The following is a 20,009-nucleotide window of genomic DNA, read 5'->3' on the forward strand; positions in this document are numbered from 1 at the left end:
GAAGAAGCTTGATCATGATAGGTTAGGCTTACCTAACCAGGAGGTGCTTATGGGGTTCGCCGCAGAGGTGCGTGAGCTGACCAGGGCGGACCATCGGGCCGCGCAGAGTGTGACGTACTTCGACGCGTTGTTGTCGGGACATCTGGACCGGGCCGGGTATGCTGCGCTGCTCGAACAGCTGCATGTGGTCTACCAGACCTTGGAAGAGGCCGCCGACACGATGCGCGACGATCCGGTGGCCGGCCCGTTCGTCGTCGACGAACTGCGTCGACTGCCGCGCATCGTCGATGATCTGTCCTTCCTGCACGGTCCGGACTGGACCGGTCGGGTCACCCCGAGTGACGCCACCGCGCAATACCGGGCACGCCTGCGCGAGGTGGCCTTCTCCTGGCCGGCCGGTTTCGTCGCCCACCACTACACCCGATACCTGGGTGACCTCTCCGGTGGTCAGGTGATGGCCCGCGCGCTGCGCCGCACCTTCGACTTCGACACCGACGGGACCCGCTTCTTCATCTTCCCCGGCCTGGACGCGCGTACCGTCAAGCAGCACTACCGCGAACTGCTCGACGCGGCGCCCTGGGACGCCGTCGAGCGGCAACGCTTCCTGGGCGAGGTGTCGTACGCCTACCGGCTGAACACCGCCATGCTCGACGACCTGGGGCTGGCGGTCACGCAAGGGAGCGCGGCGTGACCGCTACGAACCCCGTCACCCCCGAGGTGGTCGTGGCGGTGCTGCGACACATGAACACCGACCACGCCGACGACTGTCGGGTGATCTGCCAGGGGTTGGGCGGCCAGCCGACGGCCACTGCGGCCACCATGTCGGGCATGGACGCCGAAGCGATGGAGTTCCTGGCCGTCGTGGACGGCGTCGAGGTGCCGGTCCGCATTCCGTTCGCCGACCGGATCGTCGAGCGCCGGCAGATCCGCGCCGAGGCCGCCCGGATGTACCGCGAGGCGTGCGCCGCGCTGGGCCGTACCCCACGACCGGACGCCAGCTGAGCTGACCGGATCACCGTAGACCTGACGCCCCTGACCAGCCCGGCTGGTCAGGGGCGTACCGGCAGCACGAGCGGGACACCGGTGTGCGGGTGCGGCAGCACCTCGACCTCGTGCTGGTAGACCTCGCTGAGGCGATCGGCGGTGAACACTGTGCCCGGTGGCCCGTCGGCGACCAGCCGGCCACCGGCCAGCAACGCGATGCGGTCCGCGTACGCCGCCGCCAGGCCCAGGTCGTGCAGCACGATCACGACGCTGCCACCCTGCCGGGCCCGATCGCGGGCCAGCCTGAGCACCAACTCCTGGTGATGCAGGTCCAGTGCGGCGGTCGGCTCGTCCAGCAGCAGCATCGGGGTGCGCTGGGCGAGCACCCGGGCCAGTGCCGCGCGTGCCTGCTCGCCACCGGAGAGCGCGGAGAACACCCGGCCGGCGAACGCCTGCATCCCGGTCAGCCGCAACGCCTCGGCCACCGCGTCGTCGTCCTCGGCGGCGAGCCGCGTACCGGCCCACGGGGCACGTCCCATCGCGACGACCTCGGCCACGGTGAACGGGAACGACATGGTGGCGCGCTGCGGCAGCATGGCGCGCAGTCGGGCCAGCTCGACCGGTGCCCAACGGGTCAGCGGCCGGCCGGCGAACTCGATGGTGCCGGTGGCGGGAGCCAGGTCACCGCAGATCGCGGCGAGCAGGGTGCTCTTGCCGGCACCGTTGGGGCCGGCCAGCGCCAGCAGTTCGCCGGGGCGCACCGCGAGGGACACCTCGGACAGGATCGGTCGCGTGTCGCGCCGGATGCTCAGGCGCTCGACCCGCAGGCCGATCTGGTCCGGATCGACATCGGTCCACATCATCCCCAACCTCCCGCTCGGGCCCGAGTCCGGCGCAGCAGCCAGAAGAAGCACGGTCCGCCGACCACGGCGGTCAACACGCCCAGCGGCAGTTCCTGGTAGTCGACCAGGGTGCGGGCGGCCAGATCCCCGGCGACGACCACGATGGCCCCGCCCAGGGCGCTGGCCGGCAGCAGCAGCCGGTGTCCGGGGCCGGCGACCATCCGGACCAGGTGCGGCACCACCAGACCGACGAAGGAGATCACCCCGGTGAAGGCCACGGCCGCGGCACCGAGCAGGGCGGTCACCGCGACCATCGCCAGCCGCAGCCGTTCGACGTGGACGCCGAGGTGCCGGGCCGACCGGTCGCCGAGGGCGAGCAGGTCGAGGCGGCGGGCGGCGGCGACAGCGACCGCGATGCCGACCGCCGCGCACGGGGCGGTGACCGCCACCGCCGCCCAGTTCGCCTGCGCCAGGCTGCCGAGCTGCCAGAAGGCGATGGCCCGTACGGCGTCCGCGTCACCGAAGAACATCAGCAGGCCGATCAGCGCGCCGGCCACCGCGTTGACCGCGATGCCGGTCAGCACCAGGGTGACCACCTCGGTCCGCCCGCCGACGCGCGACATCGAGTAGACCACGGCGGTGGCGGCGAGACCGCCCAGGAACGCCCCGGCGGCCACGGTCCAGCCGCCGAAGGTGGCCGCTCCGGTGATGATGACCGTCGCTGCGCCGACCGCCGCGCCGGAGGAGACGCCGATGACGCCGGGCTCGGCCAGGGGGTTGCCGAAGACGCCCTGCATCAGCGCACCGGCACAGCCGAGCGCGGCCCCGACGATCACGGCGAGCACGACCCGGGGGAAGCGCACCACCCACAGCGCGCTCTCGCCGTGGGTGGCGCTCGGTGTCGGTCCGATGTCGAGGCCGATGCGGTGCAGGATCGAGCCGAGCACCTCCGCCGGGGGGACCCGGACCTGCCCGGTGCCGGCGGCGACGAGGCAGAGCAGCAGCAGGGCGACCGCGAGGCCCGCGACCAGGCTTACCCGTCTCACGCGCATGATCCGTACACCGCGTCGGCCAACGCCCGGATGGCCCGGCCGGTACGCGCGCCGAAGGTGAGCAGCAGCCCGTCGTCCATGTCCACGATGCGGCGGTGCTGACCGGCCGGGGTCTGGGCCACCCCGGGCAGGGTGAGCAACCCGTCGACACCCTTGACCGACTCCAGCCCTTCGGTCATCACCAGGATGACGTCGGGTGCCGCGTTGATCAGTCCTTCGCTGGTCAGCGGCCGGAAGTGGGACAACCCGATCTCGGTGCCGGCGTCGGTGGCGCCGATGGCGCGGATCATCTCGTCGGATCCGGCGCCCCTGCCACCGATCAGGTAGACCCCGGCGGTGCCGCGGACGTACAGGAACGCGATGCGCAGTGGTGCGACGTCGGGTGGTGCGACCCGGCGGGCCGCGGCGATGTCGCTCTCCACCCGGGTCACCAGCAGTTCCCCGGCCTCCGGTACGCCGAGCGCGGCGGCGATGGTCCGGATGTTGCGGCCGATGGCGGCCAGGCTCTGGTCGTCGTCGACGAGGACCACCGGGATGCCGGCGCGGCGCAGTTGGGCGAGCACCTCGGGCGGGCCGATGCTGTCGTCGGCGAGTACGACGGTGGGGTTGAGGCGCAGAATGGCCTCGGTGGACAGGTCGTGTCCGGCCGGGGTGACCACGGGCAGGTCGCTGGCGGCCGGGAAGGTGGTGGAGGTGTCCCGGCCGATGACCCGGTCACCGAGCCCGAGACTGAACACGATCTCGGCGATCGAACCGTAGAGGTTCACCGGCAGGATGCGGCTGGCGTCGGTGACCGTCACGCTGGAGCCGTCGGCCGAGGCGACCGTGGCCGGCAGGGTGCTGCCGGGATCGACGCCGATCGGCGCGATGTCCACGTCGGTGACCACGGCCGTGGTCGGTCCGCAGCCCGTCGTCGGGGCCGCCGTCGAAGCGGCGGGCGCACAGGCGGCGAGGCCGAGCAGCGCGGGCAGCGTCAGCAGCGTCAGGCACCTTCTCATCGCTGTTCCCGGCGTCGGCCCCGCATCCGCAGCGCCACCACGACGACCAGCAGCACGGCAAGTCCCGCCAGGACCGCGGTGAACCAGCCTCCCGCGCCGGAGGTGTCGCTGACCTGCGTGGTGAGCAGGGGCTGTTCGGCGCCGGGTGCCGGTGCGGCCTCGCCGCCGGCGGCGTCGGTGGCCCCGGCAGCGGCGGCCGAGCCGACGATGGCTGCGGGCGCCGAGCCGGTGGCGGCCGGTGTGGTCGAGGTGGAGGTGTTCGTCGGCGCGGCGGAGGTGTTCGTGGGCGCGGCGGGAGCGGGTGCGGCCGGGGCGGCAGCGGGTGCGCTCGGGCTGGCCGGGGTGACGAAGGTTACCGGCACCTTGACGTCCTGGGAGCGGTCCGAGGCGCGGGTGTGGTCGTTGCGGCTGGCCACCACGCAGCGGCCGGTGGTGCAGTCCACGTCACCGATCTTCGAGGTGATCTTCACCTGCACGGTGAACGATCCGCCCGCGCCATACGCGACGGTCAGCCCTTCGGCGTACGAGGGTGGATTGGAAGAGATCCAGTGCGAGGCGCCGGTGGAGCCGGTGGTGTCGACGCCGCCGCCGCAGGGTGAGGGTGCCATGCCCGCGCCATTGTCGACGCAGTACGCGACGTAGATCCCCTTGCTGGTGTCGTAGCCGGAACCGGTGACGGTGACGGTGGTGCCGACGAGCGGAATCCCATTCGTCTTGCTGACGGAGAGCCGTTGACCGTTTGGTCCCTCGCCGACCGTGTTCGCGTACGCGGGGCTGGCCGGAAGGGTGCCGAGGGCCAGCAGTATCGCGCTGACCAGGGCGGCGGCTAGGCGGGCAGGCATGACTAACCTCCGTTGGTATGGTTAGGCTAACCTAAGTCGATCTTGCCAATCGCGCAAGAGGGCGTCCGGGGGATTCTCCAAAAAGTTAGGTGAGCCTAACCTAACCCTGCCCTCCCCCTGCTGAGAGGAAGACACATGTCCGTACCCAGACCCGGCGGTGTTCGCCGACGGTCGTACCGGTGGGTGACGGCCGCGGTACTCGGTGCCGCCGCCGCACTGACCGTGGTGACCCCGGCCACGGCGGCACCCACCGCTGTCACCGGGGGAAGCCTCGACTGGGGCTTCAAGAGTTCATTCCGCGCCTACGTGTCGACCGGCAACGGCAACCCGCCGATCGCGGTCACCGACGGTGCGACCCGCAACGCCGACGGCACCTTCAAGTTCCCGGCCACCGGCGGCACGTACGACAGTGCCACCGGAGCGACGACGGTGAACTACGGCGGCACGGTGGTGTTCTCGTACCCTGCGCACTTCTTCACCATCACCCTGGCCAACCCGACCGTGGTCCTCGACGGCGCCGGCGGCTCCCTGCTCGCCGACGTCGACCTGCAGGCCAGCGGCGGTGGCTTCCAGCCGGTGCGCATCGAGCAGGCGGCCATCGCCACCCTCGCCACGAGCAGCCCGACGGCCTCCGGCGGCACGGCCTCCTGGAGCAACCTCACCACCACGCTCACCGAGACCGGGGCCACCGCGTTCTCCGGCTTCTTCACCGCCGGCACCGTGCTCGACCCGGCGTCGTTCACCCTCACCACCGGCGTCGATGGCGGTCCCGCCGCCCCGTCGGTGACGGTGAACCCGTCCGCCGCTCTCGACCCTGAGGGCGCCACCGTCACCGTCACCGGTACCGGCTTCGACCCGGAGGCCAACGGTGGCGTCGGCTTCTACCTGGCCTTCGGGCCCAAGGGCGAGAACCACTGGACGAACTCGCGTCCCTACAAGCCGGTCAAGTGGGTGCACAAGAACGCCTCGTCGTCCGCCGCCCAGGTGCGGCTGCCCGCCGACGGCAGCTTCTCCACCACCCTGGACCTGGTGCCGACCTACATCGACGGCAACGGCAACAGCGTCGACTGCACCGCGATCCAGTGCTACGTGATGACCTTCGCGGCGCACGCCTCCAGCGACCGCAGCCAGGACACCTTCACCCCGATCACCTTCGGCGGTGGCCCGAGCGGCGCCGAGCAGCAGATCACCGCCGAGGTGCTCCAGTCCGGCCCGCTGACGCTGACCGCCTCGGGCCGCAGCGTTGCACTGTCCGCCGTACACCCCGGCGCCTTCGCCGGCGGCGCACTCCACGCGGTGACGGTCAGCGACCTGCGCGGCACCAACGCCGGCTGGAACGTCGTCGGTCAGGTGGAGGAGTTCACCAGCGCGCTCGGTGGCGCCATCGCCGCCGACAACCTCGGCTGGACGCCGAGCGCGTCCGTGCTCGCCGACGGTCTGGTGGGCGCAACCGGGGTGGTCAACCCCGGTGCCCCGGCCAACCCGGGTAACGGCCTGGGCAGCGCCCGTACGCTGTGCGCCGCCGGGGCCGGGGCCAGCGCCGGCAGCTTCCAGTGCGGTGCCGACCTGAGCCTCGGGGTCCCGCCCGCCGCCGCGCCGGGTGACTACACCGCCACCCTCACCCTGACCCTGTCCTGACGCGTGGAAGGGCACCTTGTTGTGCGCAGACTGATGACGAGGTGCCCTTCTCCGCACCTGGTCGCCGCGACCGCGGTCCTCACCGTGCTAGCCACCGTCCTGGCCGGCGGCCCGGCCGCCGCGTCGGCACCCGCCCCGACCCCGAGCGCCACCGGCTTCACCTGGGCGGTCCAGCCCTCCGGCCCGTCCGGGCCCACCGGGCGCAGCTACTTCGTCCACGATGCCGAACCCGGCCGGCGCATCGACGACCGGGTCGCCATCACCAACCTGAGCAAACGCGCGATGACCTTCGCGGTGTACGGCGCCGACGCGTTCACCACCACCGACGGCGGGTTCGCCCTGCAACCGGCCAGTCGCCCCGCCACCGACGTGGGCGCCTGGACCACCTTCGCCGAGCGGACCTACCGGGTGCCCGCCGGGGAACAGGTGATCCTGCCGTTCCAGATCACCGTGCCGGCCAACGCCACACCCGGCGACCACGCCGGCGGCGTGGTCGCCTCGATCGCCCAGGTGCAGTCCGCCGGCGACGGGGGACAGGTCAACCTGGACCGGCGGGTCGCGGCCCGGATCTACCTGCGGGTGGCCGGCCCGGTCCGTCCCGGCCTGCAGGTCGAGGCGATGCGGATCGGCTACGACAACCCGCTCAACCCGTTCGGCACCGGCCCGGTCGTGGTCAGCTACCGGTTGCGCAACACCGGTAACACCCGACTGACCGGCACCACCCAGGTACGCCTGACCGCCCCGTTCGGTCTCCGGCTGGCCCGTACCGTACCCGTCGACGTGCCCGAACTGCTGCCCGGCGCGGCGATCACCATCACCAAACAGATCAACGGCGTGGCACCAGTCGGTCGGCTGACCGCCGCCGTGGTCGTCGACCCGGCCACCCCCGACCAGATCCTGCCCACGGTGCGCCGTACCGTCGGCACCTGGGCCGTACCGTGGGTCTGGGCCGCCGTCCTGCTCACCGGTCTCGGCTGGCTGCTGGTCATCCGGCTGCGCTCGGCGCGGCGTCGACCGCCGACGGTCGAGAAGTGAGGCTCCCGACCTCCGCTCTCGCCCTGGTCGCCGCCCTCGCCCTGACCGGCGCCCCGGATCCCGGCCCTCACGTCGGCGTGGACCGGACCGAGGCGAAGTCGGGGGAGCAGGTGCTGGTCCGGCTCACCGGCTGGCCCGGCGGTACGGTCCGCATCGAGCTGTGTGGCACGGGCACGCCGGCACGCTGCGCGGTGGACAGTTCGGCACAGATCCACCTGCCGGCTGGCGGCACCGGTGGGACTCCGCTGACCGTCGTGGCGCCACCCGGCGGTTGTCCCTGCCAGGTGCGAGTGATCACTCTGGACAACTCGCTGTCGGCCACCGCGCCGCTGGTCGTCACCGGGGCACCCGCACCGGTCGATGACACCGTCCGGCAGGCGGCCACCCGGCCCCCGACCGTCCTCGCGGCGCATCTGGAACGCGCCGACGGGTGGACCGCCCACTTCGGCGCGCCGGCCCGCCGGACGCTCGTGCTGCGACTGCGCAACGAGCAGCCCGCACCGGTGAACGTGGCCTGGTCGTTCAGCGTCGGTCGAGGCCCGGACCCGACCGGCTTCGTCATCCCACCCGACCCGGACGAATTCGCCGCCGGGGAGGAACGTGAGATCCGGGTGCCGGTCACCCTGCCGGCCCTCGCCGTCGGCAATTACCAGATCCAGGGCGACATCGTCACGGCGGGAGCGGCGAGCCGGGTGACGGCGAGTACCGACCACCAGCCCTGGGGACTGGCCGGAATGCTCGGGTTCGTGCTGACCGCGCTGGCGGTGGTCCGACCGCGTCGCCGTCGCAGGCCGCACCCGCGCGTGCCTTTGCCGACCGCAATCGGCTCAAGGGTGCGTCTGCAGGATGGTCGCTACCGGAGCTGGGCCGCAGCAGACCGGTCATGACGTTGATCAGTGTGGACTTTCCTGCACCGTTGGGGCCCAGCAGTCCGAGTACCCGCCCGGCGGGGATATCCAGGGTCACGCCGTCCAGCGCGGTCGTGTCGTTGTATCGGCGAGTGAGGTCGAGTGCGCGGGCGAGGACGGTCATGAGGCGGCCTCCGGGATCTGTCGGTTCGGGTCGGACATGATCGACGGGATACCGGGGAAGGCGAAGGCGCCCGGCTCGCCGTGCGGCACGACCGGCCACGCCTGTCCGGTCCCGCCGGAGGCCAGCACCAGTTCGGCGACCTCGGCGACCCGTTCGGGCGAAAGGACCGCCACTCCCATGTCGGCGCAGCGGTGCTGAAAGTCGAACTGCTGCCCGCCCGCTACCCGAAGGCGGAGGTGTCGCCGGCCGCGTACGCCGGCAGTGTCGCCGCCGAGGGCCGGCTACCCGAGGCGGACGGATCACAACAGCCGGACTGAGCGCCGCGGCCGGCACCGACCGTTCTCACCGATGCACTGAGGTCCATCCCTGCTGCTGCAACCGTTCGATGCCGTCCAGCAGCAGGTCCAGCGCGAACTCGAACTCGAACTGGTCGTCGCAGCCGGATCCCACCACCGAGGCGTCGTCGTGGGAGGCGGCCGTGGCGATCGCCGCGAGGTGCGGGAACCGGGCTGCGACCTCCGGCGGCAGGGCGGCCGGCTGCGGCACGGTGGCCGGGCCGGACCGGCCGGCGTCCCGGGCGGTGTCGAACAGTTCCTGGCTGAAGCCGAGGACCCGGCTGCCCAGGGCGTGCATCACATGGTGGGCCAGGTCGGCGGAGAGGCCGCCGGATCGCAGGGTGGCGACCACCGAGTCGAGGTAACCCAGGATCGCCGGGGTCGCCATGTTCCGGGACTCGATCGCCAGCGCCGCCCAGGGATGGCGTCGCAACGCCGCCCGCGCCGAGAGGATCCCTCCCCGGACGGACTGCTTCCAGTCGGCGTCGGGCGTCGGCGGGTCGATCTCGCCGACCACCATGTCGATCATGGCGTCGAGCAGTTCGTCCTTGTTGGCCAGATGCTTGTAGAGGGCCATGGGCACCACACCCAGTTCCTGGGCGAGGTTGCGCATGCTCAGCGACTCGATCCCGGCCGTGTCGGCGAGAGCGACGGCGGTGCGCAGGACCCGGTCTCGGCTCAGCGGCGTCCGCCGGGGCGTTCCTGCCTGCTCAGCCATCGTGATCCTCGTCTTTCCGGGTGCCGGGAGAACCATAACCGCCTTGACAGGTGTACGGCGTACACCTATCGTCAAATCGCACAGGTGTACGCCGTACACCCCCGATGGGGAGGCCATGATGAGAGCGATCGTCCAGGACCGGTACGGACCGCCGGAGACCCTGCACCTGGCCGAGGTCGAGGTGCCGGTGCCCGCCGCCGACGAGGTGCTCGTGCGCATCGAGGCGGCCGCGGTCAACGCGTACGACTGGCATGTCATGCGGGGCGATCCGCGGATGGCCCGGCTCAGCCTGGGCCCGGTGAAGCCCCGGGCCCGGATCCGGGGCCGTGACTTCGCCGGGCGGGTGAGCGCCGTCGGCGCTGAGGTTCGGCGGCTGCGCCCCGGCGACGCCGTCTTCGGTGACCTCGGCGAGGCCAACGGGGCCTTCGCCGAGTACGCCTGCGTACCCGAGAAGCTGGTAGCGCAGGCGCCGGTCAACCTGACGCCGCAGCAGGCGGCTGCCCTGCCACTGGCCGGGGTCACCGCCCTGATGGGACTGGCCGACGTCGGAGGGGTCGAGCCGGGTCAGCAGGTCCTCATCAACGGCGCCTCGGGCGGGGTCGGCACCCTGGCCGTGCAGTTGGCCAAGGCCCTCGGCGCGACCGTCACGGCGGTGTGTTCCACCCGCAACGTCGACCTGGTCCGCACCCTGGGGGCCGACCACGTCATCGACTACACCCGCGACGATTTCACCCGCGCGGGTCGCCGCCACGACCTGGTGTTCGACCTGGTCGGCAACCGCTCGCTGGCCGCCCTGCGGCGCGCGGTGACCCCGACCGGGACCCTCCTGCTCTCCGGCGGAGGGGTCTACCGGGACGGCAGTCTGCTCGGGCCGGTCTGGCTGCTGGCCCGGGGGCGGCTGCTGGCGCCCTTCGTCCGGCAGCGCATCGCCGTCCTGACCACGACACCCAGCCGCGCGCACCTCGACACCCTCCGCGGGTACGCCGAAGCCGGGCAGTTGACCCCGGTCATCGACCGGAGCTACCCCCTGGCCGAGGTGCCCCAGGCCATCGGCTACCTCGAGGGCGAACACGCTCGAGCGAAGGTGGTCATCGCCGTTGCGCACGCTCCCGCCGCGGCGATGGAAAACCCGTAACCCATCGGTTACGCTTTACCGGTGGACGAGATAGCGGCCGCCATCGCCGATCCGGTGCGTCGGCGGATCATGGAACTGCTGCGGGAGGATCGGCTCACGGCCGGTCGGATCGCCGCGCACTTCGAGATCAGCCGGCCGGCGGTCAGTCGTCACCTGCGCGTACTGCGGGAGAGTGGTCTGGTGCGCGACACCGTGGTCGGCCGCGAGCGCCGCTACGAGCTGGACCCGACCCGGCTGGTCGATCTGCTCCAGTGGCTGACGCAGTTCACCCGGGCCGAGGCCTGGGAGCGCCGGTTCGACGCGCTGGAAACCGAGGTTCACCGTACCCGCCGCGAGCGCCGCACCGGCGGCTCGCCGACATCCCGTGAGGAGCGGACAGCTTGACTCCCATACCAACCGGACGCCTCGTCGACACCGAGAGCGGTCCCGCCCTGATCGTCACCCGGGAATTTCGGGCCCCGATCTCCGATGTCTGGGCCAGCCTGACCGAACCTGATCGCACCGCCCGCTGGTACGGCCGCTGGTCCGGCCAGGCCGGACCCGGTCGAAGCATCCAGGTGCAGATGGGCTTCGAGGAGGGACAGCCGTGGTCCGAGATGCGGATCGACACCTGCGATCCACCCCACCGGCTCGCCCTCTCCAGCCAGGACGAATCCGGTCTCTGGCGGATGGAGGTGCTGCTCACCCCGCAGGGAGAGCGGACGGAACTGCGCTTCGTCCAGCACCTGGACACGGTCGAGGGGCTCGGTGAGATCGGGGCCGGCTGGGAGTACTACCTGGATCGCCTCCTGGCCGTCCACAACGACACCCCGATGCCCTCGTTCGAGGACTACTACCCGGCGATGAAGGCCTATTTCGATCAGTTCACCGGGTCGCCCGGCTGAGCCGCCGGGCCGGCAGGTGACCGGTCCGCCGGATGTGATCCATACGGCAGCGTCGAGTGCCTTCGGCCCGTTTTGTTCTCTCTGGCCCGGGTACCGCCCCTGGGGTCTGCTCGTTGTGTTCCAGGGAGGTACCCGCAGAGATGGAATCGCGTAACCCCGCCAAGGCGGTCAAGGATGTCGTGGAGTCAGCCGCCGAGAAGGTCACCGAGGCGCTGACCCCGCAGGTGCCCGGTGCCCCGGGCAGCGCCCCGCCGTCCCTGGCGGAGCCGACCACCCCGCACGACCCCCTGCCGCCCAAGCCGGAGCAGGGCACCCCGCAGACCCGTACCCCCACCGGGGCGAAGACCGGTGTCCCCGCGAAGGCCAAGGGTCAGCAGGGTGCCTACCTCACCACCGCGCAGGGGGCGCGGCTGCGCGACACCGACCACTCGCTGAAGGCGGGGCCACGCGGACCGGTCCTGCTCCAGGATCACCACCTGCGGGAGAAGATCACCCACTTCGACCACGAGCGCATCCCGGAGCGGGTCGTGCACGCCCGGGGCGCCGGCGCGCACGGCATCTTCACCGCGTACGGCACCGCGGAGAACGTCACCCGGGCCGGCTTCCTGCGTAAGGGCCGCGAGACCGAGGTCTTCGTCCGCTTCTCCACCGTGCTCGGTTCGCGCGGTTCGGCCGACACGGTACGCGACACCCGTGGCTTCGCCACCAAGTTCTACACCGACGAGGGCACCTTCGACCTGGTCGCCAACAACATGCCGGTCTTCTTCATCCAGGACGCCATCAAGTTCCCGGACATCATCCACGCCGCCAAGCCGCACCCGGACCGGGAGATCCCGCAGGCGCAGAGCGCCCACGACACCTTCTGGGACTTCGTCTCCCTGCACACCGAGGCGCAGCACCACACCATGTGGAACATGTCCGACCGGGGCATCCCGCGCTCGTACCGGACCATGGAGGGATTCGGCGTCCACACCTTCCGCCTGGTCAACGCGGCGGGGGAGACGGCGCTGGTGAAGTTCCACTGGAAGCCCAAGCTGGGTGTGCACTCCCTCGTCTGGGAGGAGGCGCAACTGCTGAACGGGATCGACCCGGACTTCCACCGCCGGGACCTCTACGACGCCATCGAGGCCGGCGCCTTCCCCGAGTGGGAACTCGGAATCCAGGTCTTCCCGGACACTCCCGAGGAGACCTTCGCCGGCATCGACCTGCTCGACCCGACCAAGATCGTGCCGGAGGAACTCGCGCCGGTGCAGCCCGTCGGCCGGCTGGTGCTCAACCGCACCCCGACGAACTTCTTCGCCGAGACCGAGCAGGTCGCCTTCCACGTCGGCCACCTGCCGCCGGGCATCGACGTGACCAACGATCCGCTGTTGCAGGGCCGGCTCTTCTCGTACGTCGACACCCAGCTGACCCGTCTCGCCGGGCCGAACTTCTCCCAGATCCCGATCAACCGGCCGCACGCTGCGGTCAACGACATGCTGCGCGACGGCTTCCACCAGCACGCCGTGCACGCCGGGGTGGCGCCGTACCGGCCGAACTCCCTCGACGGCGGCAACCCGTTCCCGGCCGGCGACGACGACCACCCGTTCGTCGACGTACCGGTCCAGGTGGCCCAGGCACCGAAGGTACGGCAGAGCCCGGCGTCTTTCGACGATCACTTCAGTCAGGCCCGACTCTTCTGGTTGAGCATGTCCCCGGTCGAGCAGGAACACATCATCCGGGCCTACACCTTCGAGCTGGGCAAGTGCTACCACCAGGCGATCAAGGAACGTCAGCTGCAATGCCTGGCCAACATCGACCCGGTGCTCTGCGCCCAGGTCGCCACCGGCCTGGGGCTGCCCGCGCCGGAGCCGACCGTGCCGCTGGCCGACGTCACGCCCAGTCCCGCGCTGTCGCAGGTCGGTCGGCAGTGGCCGGTCGACGGCCGGGTGGTCGGCGTCGTGGTGACCGACGACACCGGCCTCGACACCGTCCACCAGGTGCGTCGGGCCGTCTTCGCCGCAGACATGGTGCCGCTGCTGATCGCCGGGCACGGTGGCATGGTCGGCGACCTGCCGGTGCAACGCACCTTCGCCACCGGCCGCTCGGTCGAGTTCGACGCGCTCCTGCTCGCCGCGGCGCCGCCACCGGCCCCGGACGCGCTGCCCGCCCGCGACGCGAAGGCCGGTGCGGCGAACTCCGCCACCGTCGACCCCCGGGTGTTGCTGCTGGTCGAGGAGGTCTGGCGGCACGCCAAGCCGATCGGCGCCTGGGGCACCGGCGTCACCGTCCTGGAACAGGCCGGTGTGACCGGCAGCCCGGGTGTGCTCACCGGCGACTCCGGCGACGACGTCTTCGGCACCGTCCAGCAACTGATGACCAACCACCGGGTCTGGGAGAGGTTCCCCGCCTCGGTGTCCTGACCCCGCTGCCAGCACCCATGTGAGGCCGCCCCGCCGAATTCCGGCGGGGCGGCCGCACGTCTGCTTGCCGGCGTGGATCCTGATGTCCGCCCTCAGATGGGGGCCTCCCTGGCGGGTGATCTTGGTCGTCGTGGGACCGTTTCGGCGCGGATTCTCATATGCGGCTCGTTGTCTTCTGGCAGGATGCTCTCTCGCGACTAGCCGCCCGTGACTGCATCGAATCCGTCCTTCTGCTGCGGCACCCGTTCGTAGAGCGGTTCGCGTCGGCGGTGAACTCGGTCGACGAGAGGCAGCGACGTGGTCTGCGGGAAGCGCCATCGGTGACACGATGGTGGTGGTCGGCGGCGCCGCCTCCGCCGGCCCGGGCGCCCGATCTCGGTTCGGCGACCGCCTCGGGTGTGGCGGCGGAAGTCTGGAGGCAGGCGACCGCGGCGGGCCTGCTGCCCTTCGACAACGTGACTTTCGACGGGGCCGGCATGGATGGCATCCTCGGGCGCCTACGTTTCCAGGTTGTGCTCACCGAGCCGGTGGTCGTCCGACCGTGGATCGATGTCGTGATGGTCCCGGTCGAAAGGGCCTACCATCAACTTCTCGGTGCGCAGCCACCCGTCATGTTCACCGCTACGGTGAGCGTCCTCGCCGGAAGGATGCGGGAGGTGGGCGTACACCTGCCGCTCCACAGGGGACCCGGAGCGGTCAAGGATGCCGTCGCTCGCCACATCGGGTCATTTTTCGACGTCCTCCGCCGTACGACTCCCGAGCTTGTGATCGACGACCTGTTGCGGCAGCGGCGCTTCACTGGCGGGATCCGCTCCGAATGGCGGCTGCCCTTGGCGTTGCTGTGCTACGGCCGTCAGCACGAGGCCCGCCAGGTGCTTGATGGGCTCATTGCGGCTGCCGCCAGCCGCCGCCCATTCGGCCGCGTACGTCATGAACTGCAATGGCTTTCTCGCAGGTTGCCGGAGATCACTGCATGACGCGGTGCCGGACGAAGCTGATCAGTGGGTGCCCAGTGGCGCGGCGCTGCGGGCGGGCACGGCCATCACCAGACCGCTGACCGGCCGGGTCGGGATGCGGTGCAGCGGAATGTCCAGGTCCTGGTCGGGCACCTGGTGCTCCAGGCGGGCCAGCCGTACGGCCAGGGCGGTCAGCAGCGCGACCGTGATCTGCTCCCCGGGGCAGCGGTGGCCGGTACGCGGATCGCCGCCGCCCTGCGGTACGAGGTCGAAGGCACCGATCTGCCGACCGACGAAACGGTCCGGGTCGAACCGGTACGGGTCCGGCCAGAGTCGGGCGTCGTGGTTCTGGCCGTACAGGTCCAGCAGGACGATCGCGCCGGTGGGGATGTCGATGCCCCGCCAGGTCAGGTCGGTCCTGGCCCGCCCGCCGATGAAGGGTGCGAAGGGGTAGAAGCGCCGTACCTCGTGGGCGAACGCCTCGGCGAAGGCGGCATCGCCCTGTCGGAGCCGGTCGCGGTGCTCGGGCCAGCGGTGCAGGGCGTGCCCGGCGAAGGTCACGAACCAGGTCACCGCGACCGTCGGCCGGATGATGTTGAGCAGTTCCACCGCGGCGATCCGCGGGTCGAGCAGTTCACCGTCGCTGTCCCGGTGCGCGGCCACGGCCGCCAGCGCTGAGCCCGACGGCACGGCCAGCTCGCCTCGCCGGACCTGGGTGACGATGTCGGCCAGCCGGCGCTCCCGGCGTCCCCGTGCGCGGCGGGCCCGCCAGTGCCGGGGCCCGGCGGTGGCGAAACCGTCGACCAGCGCGACCAGGTCGGCCGCGAGTGCCGGGAGGTCCTGCGGCTGCACGGGGATGCCGGTCCATTCGCAGACCGCGCGGGCCAACACGGGGGCCGTCTCGTCGAACAGCACCACCTGCCGCCCCGCCCATGATCGGGTGGCCGCGTCCCACGCCGTCTCGGCCCGCTCCACCAGGCCGTCGTAGCCGCCGTTCATCAGCAGGGCGGTGAACATCGCCTTGCGCACCCGGTGCGGCTCGCCGTCGAGGGTGTGTACGGCGCCTTTGCCGAACAGGGTCCCCCGCAGCGGCTCGGGAAGGGCGCCGTGCCGCCGGATGTGCCGCTCGTCGTAGAAGAACCGGACGGCCTCGGGCCCGCGCAGCGCCACCGTGGTCTGACCGAGCAGACGGGTCCGCAGCACATCGTCCGGACTGTGGCGCAGGCGGTTGGGCAGCCATCCGTAGCCTTGGATCGCCAGGGTCAGGGTGTCGTCCATACGTCCCATCAGGTCAACCAGCATGTCGCTGGTCCTGCCCACTGCGGCCGTGGTCAAACCAGCGACTCACTCCTGCGCCACCAGGGTCTTACGCATCTGCTGGGTGACCACCCGGTATCCCGAACTGCCGTACAGCCCGACGGCGCGGGCGTTGTCACCGAAGACGTTGAGTTCGATGGCACCGAACCCGTGCCGGCGAACCGCGTCCTCACCGGCGGCCAGCAGGGTCCGCCCGTAGCCCTCGCCACGGTGGTCCGCACCGATCTCGATGTCGTAGAGGAAGGCGCAGTCCGGGACGCCACGCGGATGGGTGAGCCCGATCCACAACACCCCGATCGGGGTCCCGTCGCGGAGTTCGCCGAGGAGGAACAGCATCCCGGGGGTGCGGAAACCCTCCGGCAGCAGGGTGTCGTTGTTCTGTCGGGCCAGTTCCTGGGCTTCCTCGGCGGGCCAGTTGCCGGCCGCCACCTGTGCGTCCGCGAAGGACCGCACGATGCCGGCCCGCCACCGGTCGAACTCGGCCTCGGTCATCGATCGCACCGTCAGTTCAGACATGCGGGCGATGCTCGCACATCAGGTCAATCGGTCGGGGTGCCGAACCAGCGGGGCAGCTGGGCCAGCAGTTCCTGCTGGTCGGTACCGGCCCAGGCGACGTGACCGTCGGGTCGCAGCAGGACGGCGGGCACCTCCAGCTCGGCACTGGTGTCGACGTGGTGGTCTACCCGGTCGGCCCAGCCGTCGACGCAGAGTCGACCGGTCTGGTCGAGCAGCAGCCCACGACCGCTGCGGGTCAGCTCGTAGAGGCGTCCCCGGCTCAGTGTCACGTCCCGCATCCGGCGGCCCAGCAGGTCATGCCCCGGGCCGAAGTCGTACCGCACCCGGATGGCGGTGATCTTCTCGGTCAGGTAACGGTTGACCTCCTCGAAGTCCATCAGCTCCGACAACAGTCGGCGCAGGGACTGCGGGCCCGGCTCGGTGGAGAGCAGCTCCATCTGCGCGCGGGTGTTGTCCAGCACCTCGGCCGCCACCGGGTGCCGTTCCGTGTGGTAGGTGTCCAGCAGCCCTTCCGGCGCCCACCCGTGGATCTCGGCGGCCAGCTTCCAGCCGAGGTTGAAGGCATCCTGGAGGCCGAGGTTGAGGCCCTGCCCGCCGGTCGGGGGGTGGATGTGCGCGGCATCCCCGGCCAACAGCACCCGACCCACCCGGTAACGCTCGGCAAGCCGGGTGGCGTCGCCGAAGCGCGACAGCCAGCGGGGCGAGTGCACCCCGAAGTCCGTGCCGGCGTACGCCCGCAGTTGTTGTTTGAACTCGTCAAGCGTCGGCGCGACGGTCCGGTCGACGGCCACTTTCTCGGCGGGCACGACGACCCGGTACACCCCGTTTCCGATGGGCCCGAGACCGAACCGCTTCTGGGTCTTGCGGATCTCGGTGACCTTGGCGACGATCGTGTCCAGCGGGGCATCCGCCTCCATCTCACCCAGCAGGGTGTCGACCCGGCTCGGCTCGCCGGGGAAACCGACCCCGAGCAGATTGCGTACGGTGCTGCGCCCGCCGTCACAGCCGACCAGGTAGCGGGCGCGCAACCGGGTGCCGTCGGCCAGTTCGGCGATGACCCCGTGCTCGTCCTGGCTCAGCCCGACCACTTCGCAGCCGCGCCGCAGATCCGCCCCGACGGCCACGGCATGCTCAGCGAGCAGGCGGTCGGTGGTGGTCTGCGGGATTCCGAGCACGTAGGCGTGTGCGCTGTCCAGTTCGGGCGCCGGTTTGTCGATGGCGGCGAACCCGCCTACCGGGTACCGCTGGCCGTTGGCGAGGAAGGTGTCCAGCAGTCCGCGCTGGTCCAGCACCTCGATGCTGCGTACGTGCAGGCCGAGCGACCGGACGAAACTGGTTGGCTCCGCGTCCTTCTCCAAGACGACGACCTGTACCCCGTGCAGCCGCAATTCTGCGGCCAACATCAGGCCGGTCGGTCCGCCACCTACAACGATCACGTCAAACATGCGCCGCCCGATCACATGGAGTGGATGAGTCGGCCATCGCGCGCTGCCGCACGGTAGGGAGATCTCCCCCTCCGTTTCCGCAGCTAGTGGCCTCGGTCGCAGATTCTGCGGCATCACCCGGGTCTTGCCGCAAGACCCCATGTGCGCTATAAGTTAAGAGTGGCAGGAAGCGACCGCTTCCTGCTTTTGTATTTCTCCGGCGATGCGGGCCGTCGTTGCCGGGCGCGCGCCCGGTCGAGCTGAGAGCGTGCACGGATCGCGGTGCCCGGCCATGGATGCACCGGCGTCAGTACCAGGGTCAGTGCAGTGCGACGGCCACCGGCTCAGCCTCCACCGCGGCGAGCTGGTCGGGCCGGGCCACGACGAGCAGGGCGAGCAGTGCCGAGGCCAGGCCGCCGGCGATCACCGCGGCCATCGCCACCGCCCCGTTGCCGAGCACCCCGACCAGCGGGGCGGCCACCGCACCTACCCCGAACTGCACCGCACCGAGTAGGGCGGAGGCGGTACCGGCCGCCTCGCCGTGCCGGGTGAGCGCCAGGGCGGGCGCGTTGGGCAGGGCCAGACCGGTGGCGGCCAGCACCAACCACAGCGCGGCCAGCAGCGCCGGCAGCCCACCGAAACCGGTCAGGGCGAGCGCGACGAGCACCAGAGCCGCGCCGGTACCGGCGAGCAGGGCGACCAGCAGGATGCGTTGCGGGGTGTAGCGGCGCAGCAGTCGTACGTTGCCCTGGGTGGCGGCGATCAGACCGATGGCACCGGCACCGAAGGCGAATCCGAACTGCTGCTCGTCCAGGCCGTACTGCTCCTGCATCACGAAGGAGGAACCGGCGACGTAGGCGAACAGGGCCGCCATGGCCAACCCGGCGACCATGATCAAGCCGACGAAGGCGCGGTCGCGCAGCAGGGATCCGTAGAGCCGCGCGATGTGCGCCGGCCCGCCGCGTTGCCGCCGCGCGGGCGGCAGGGTCTCCGGCAGGCCCAGCAGAGCGATGAGCATCAGCAGTACGCCGAAGACCGCCAGGGCCGCGAACACGCCACGCCACTGGGTCCAGCGCAGCAGTTCACTGCCGAGGGTGGGGGCGAGCACCGGTGCGGCCCCCATCACCAGCAGCAGGCGGGAGAGCATCCGGGCGAAGGCCGTACCGGTGAACAGGTCGCGGACCACGGCGGTGGCGATCACGGCGGCCGCCGCCGCGCCGAGGCCCTGCACGACCCGCAACCCTCCGAGGACGGTGACGTTCGGGGCCAGTGCGCAGCACACCGAGGCGACGATGTGCAGGGCGGTGCCGGCGATCAGGGGTTTCCGACGGCCGAAGGCGTCGGAGAGGGGACCGATCAGCAGTTGACCCAGGGCCAGACCGATCAGGGTGCCGGTGAGGGTCAACTGCACCGCCGCCGAACTGGTCCCGAAGTCGTCGACGATCGCGGGCAGCGCCGGCAGGTACATGTCGATGGTCAGCGGCCCCACCGCGATCAGCGACCCGAGTACGAGGATCAATCGCAGGCGCTGCCGGGGGCTCATCAGGTCGCCGGGCATCACCGGCGGCGGCGCGACGGCGGGGTCGACAGTCGTCATCGGGTCGTCTCCACCGGTCGGGCGGTCAGGGCAGGTAGCGGTGCGATCGTCACAACTGGCTGCAACCTCAGATCGCCGACCTGATTCCCGGTCCAGCCATTGGTAAGGCAGGTCACAGCCTGTCCTCACCGATCCTCGCACCCCCAGCCTGCCCATTGGATCAGGACCCACCGAGGGGTACGGCGGCACCCGCACCGGGCGCCAGCCCCGCAACCTATCTGCCTAGGAAGCTCTACGGGTGGTGCGGCGGGCGACACCGGCTGCCGTTCGACGGGGAACCACCAGCGGCGGGGGGCATGAAG

Annotated in this window: 22 protein-coding genes; 10 read left to right on the forward strand and 12 right to left on the reverse strand. The window is 71.1% G+C overall.

Going from position 1 to position 20,009, the window contains the following annotated elements; all coding sequences use genetic code 11:
* Nucleotides 1-49 precede the first annotated feature (49 nt).
* Nucleotides 50-691 (forward strand): biliverdin-producing heme oxygenase, encoded by a 642-nt coding sequence (locus ABZ795_RS00880; protein WP_357527743.1) that lies wholly within the window; start codon nucleotides 50-52, stop codon nucleotides 689-691.
* The gene (locus tag ABZ795_RS00885) at nucleotides 688-1,002 is read left to right on the forward strand and encodes a DUF2470 domain-containing protein (protein ID WP_327026205.1); all 315 of its coding nucleotides are present in this window, start codon (nucleotides 688-690) and stop codon (nucleotides 1,000-1,002) included. Before ABZ795_RS00880 ends, ABZ795_RS00885 begins: the two co-directional genes overlap by 4 nt.
* A 47-nt stretch (nucleotides 1,003-1,049) precedes the next feature.
* Here the strand turns inward: ABZ795_RS00885 and ABZ795_RS00890 are convergent, their stop codons facing one another.
* Genes ABZ795_RS00890 through ABZ795_RS00905 form a run of 4 tightly spaced genes read right to left on the reverse strand, consistent with a single transcriptional unit; the run spans nucleotide 1,050 to nucleotide 4,718 of the window.
* Complete coding sequence (locus ABZ795_RS00890) at nucleotides 1,050-1,847, reverse strand: heme ABC transporter ATP-binding protein (protein WP_357527746.1); 798 nt, start codon at nucleotides 1,845-1,847, stop codon at nucleotides 1,050-1,052.
* A complete protein-coding gene (locus ABZ795_RS00895) occupies nucleotides 1,844-2,872 on the reverse strand; it encodes an iron ABC transporter permease (RefSeq protein ID WP_357527748.1) in 1,029 nt (342 codons plus the stop codon). Before ABZ795_RS00895 ends, ABZ795_RS00890 begins: the two co-directional genes overlap by 4 nt.
* Nucleotides 2,869-3,876 carry an ABC transporter substrate-binding protein gene (locus ABZ795_RS00900; RefSeq protein WP_357527750.1) on the reverse strand — a complete coding sequence of 336 codons (1,008 nt, stop codon included), beginning with the start codon at nucleotides 3,874-3,876 and terminating at the stop codon, nucleotides 2,869-2,871. Before ABZ795_RS00900 ends, ABZ795_RS00895 begins: the two co-directional genes overlap by 4 nt.
* The gene (locus tag ABZ795_RS00905) at nucleotides 3,873-4,718 is read right to left on the reverse strand and encodes a hypothetical protein (protein ID WP_357527752.1); all 846 of its coding nucleotides are present in this window, start codon (nucleotides 4,716-4,718) and stop codon (nucleotides 3,873-3,875) included. Before ABZ795_RS00905 ends, ABZ795_RS00900 begins: the two co-directional genes overlap by 4 nt.
* A gap of 135 nt (nucleotides 4,719-4,853) precedes the next feature.
* Here ABZ795_RS00905 and ABZ795_RS00910 point away from each other — a divergent pair, with 135 nt between their 5' ends.
* Together ABZ795_RS00910 and ABZ795_RS00915 are read left to right on the forward strand one after the other, a co-directional pair.
* The gene (locus ABZ795_RS00910; protein ID WP_357527754.1) at nucleotides 4,854-6,356 is read left to right on the forward strand and encodes an HtaA domain-containing protein; all 1,503 of its coding nucleotides are present in this window, start codon (nucleotides 4,854-4,856) and stop codon (nucleotides 6,354-6,356) included.
* A 33-nt stretch (nucleotides 6,357-6,389) separates the two neighbouring features.
* On the forward strand, nucleotides 6,390-7,391 hold the full coding sequence (locus ABZ795_RS00915; RefSeq protein WP_357527756.1) for a DUF916 domain-containing protein: 1,002 nt from the start codon (nucleotides 6,390-6,392) through the stop codon (nucleotides 7,389-7,391).
* 67 nt (nucleotides 7,392-7,458) lie between these two features.
* Here ABZ795_RS00915 and ABZ795_RS00920 read toward each other — a convergent pair whose 3' ends face one another.
* The 3 genes from ABZ795_RS00920 to ABZ795_RS00930 all read right to left on the reverse strand — a co-directional run bounded on the left by ABZ795_RS00920 (nucleotide 7,459) and on the right by ABZ795_RS00930 (nucleotide 8,602).
* Complete coding sequence (locus tag ABZ795_RS00920; RefSeq protein WP_357527758.1) at nucleotides 7,459-7,731, reverse strand: hypothetical protein; 273 nt, start codon at nucleotides 7,729-7,731, stop codon at nucleotides 7,459-7,461.
* Between the two features lie 329 nt (nucleotides 7,732-8,060).
* Complete coding sequence (locus ABZ795_RS00925) at nucleotides 8,061-8,423, reverse strand: ATP-binding cassette domain-containing protein (RefSeq protein WP_357527760.1); 363 nt, start codon at nucleotides 8,421-8,423, stop codon at nucleotides 8,061-8,063.
* Nucleotides 8,420-8,602 carry a hypothetical protein gene (locus ABZ795_RS00930; RefSeq protein ID WP_357527762.1) on the reverse strand — a complete coding sequence of 61 codons (183 nt, stop codon included), beginning with the start codon at nucleotides 8,600-8,602 and terminating at the stop codon, nucleotides 8,420-8,422. The genes ABZ795_RS00925 and ABZ795_RS00930 overlap by 4 nt, the downstream gene beginning before the upstream one ends.
* 12 nt (nucleotides 8,603-8,614) lie before the next feature.
* Here ABZ795_RS00930 and ABZ795_RS00935 point away from each other — a divergent pair, with 12 nt between their 5' ends.
* Nucleotides 8,615-8,740, forward strand: coding sequence for a hypothetical protein (locus ABZ795_RS00935; protein WP_357527764.1), 126 nt, complete (start codon nucleotides 8,615-8,617; stop codon nucleotides 8,738-8,740).
* Nucleotides 8,741-8,765: 25 nt separating this feature from the next.
* Here ABZ795_RS00935 and ABZ795_RS00940 read toward each other — a convergent pair whose 3' ends face one another.
* Nucleotides 8,766-9,476: a TetR/AcrR family transcriptional regulator C-terminal domain-containing protein gene (locus ABZ795_RS00940; RefSeq protein WP_357527766.1), complete on the reverse strand. Its 711-nt coding sequence runs from the start codon at nucleotides 9,474-9,476 to the stop codon at nucleotides 8,766-8,768.
* A 118-nt stretch (nucleotides 9,477-9,594) separates the two neighbouring features.
* On the opposite strand from ABZ795_RS00940, the gene ABZ795_RS00945 reads away from it, so the two are divergent.
* The 5 genes from ABZ795_RS00945 (at nucleotide 9,595) to ABZ795_RS00965 (ending at nucleotide 14,874) form a co-directional block, all read left to right on the forward strand.
* Complete coding sequence (locus ABZ795_RS00945) at nucleotides 9,595-10,611, forward strand: NAD(P)-dependent alcohol dehydrogenase (protein WP_357527768.1); 1,017 nt, start codon at nucleotides 9,595-9,597, stop codon at nucleotides 10,609-10,611.
* Between the two features lie 21 nt (nucleotides 10,612-10,632).
* Nucleotides 10,633-10,995, forward strand: coding sequence for a metalloregulator ArsR/SmtB family transcription factor (locus tag ABZ795_RS00950; protein ID WP_327026191.1), 363 nt, complete (start codon nucleotides 10,633-10,635; stop codon nucleotides 10,993-10,995).
* Nucleotides 10,992-11,495, forward strand: a complete 504-nt coding sequence (locus ABZ795_RS00955; RefSeq protein ID WP_357527770.1) for an SRPBCC family protein — start codon at nucleotides 10,992-10,994, stop codon at nucleotides 11,493-11,495. The genes ABZ795_RS00950 and ABZ795_RS00955 overlap by 4 nt, the downstream gene beginning before the upstream one ends.
* Nucleotides 11,496-11,635: 140 nt before the next feature.
* Nucleotides 11,636-13,897, forward strand: a complete 2,262-nt coding sequence (locus tag ABZ795_RS00960; RefSeq protein ID WP_357527772.1) for a catalase — start codon at nucleotides 11,636-11,638, stop codon at nucleotides 13,895-13,897.
* 158 nt (nucleotides 13,898-14,055) lie between these two features.
* Nucleotides 14,056-14,874 (forward strand): hypothetical protein, encoded by an 819-nt coding sequence (locus ABZ795_RS00965; protein ID WP_357527774.1) that lies wholly within the window; start codon nucleotides 14,056-14,058, stop codon nucleotides 14,872-14,874.
* A gap of 21 nt (nucleotides 14,875-14,895) precedes the next feature.
* Here ABZ795_RS00965 and ABZ795_RS00970 read toward each other — a convergent pair whose 3' ends face one another.
* The 4 genes from ABZ795_RS00970 to ABZ795_RS00985 form a co-directional block, all read right to left on the reverse strand.
* Nucleotides 14,896-16,155, reverse strand: coding sequence for a cytochrome P450 (locus ABZ795_RS00970; RefSeq protein ID WP_357527776.1), 1,260 nt, complete (start codon nucleotides 16,153-16,155; stop codon nucleotides 14,896-14,898).
* Nucleotides 16,156-16,197: 42 nt separating this feature from the next.
* Nucleotides 16,198-16,686, reverse strand: a complete 489-nt coding sequence (locus tag ABZ795_RS00975; protein ID WP_357527778.1) for a GNAT family N-acetyltransferase — start codon at nucleotides 16,684-16,686, stop codon at nucleotides 16,198-16,200.
* A 23-nt stretch (nucleotides 16,687-16,709) separates the two neighbouring features.
* Nucleotides 16,710-18,131, reverse strand: coding sequence for a rifampin monooxygenase (gene rox, locus ABZ795_RS00980; protein WP_357527780.1), 1,422 nt, complete (start codon nucleotides 18,129-18,131; stop codon nucleotides 16,710-16,712).
* A 298-nt stretch (nucleotides 18,132-18,429) separates the two neighbouring features.
* Complete coding sequence (locus ABZ795_RS00985) at nucleotides 18,430-19,707, reverse strand: multidrug effflux MFS transporter (protein ID WP_357527781.1); 1,278 nt, start codon at nucleotides 19,705-19,707, stop codon at nucleotides 18,430-18,432.
* Nucleotides 19,708-20,009 lie beyond the last annotated feature (302 nt).

The sequence above is a fragment of the Micromonospora sp. NPDC047134 genome, from assembly GCF_040643455.1.
In the GTDB taxonomy this organism is placed as follows: domain Bacteria; phylum Actinomycetota; class Actinomycetes; order Mycobacteriales; family Micromonosporaceae; genus Micromonospora.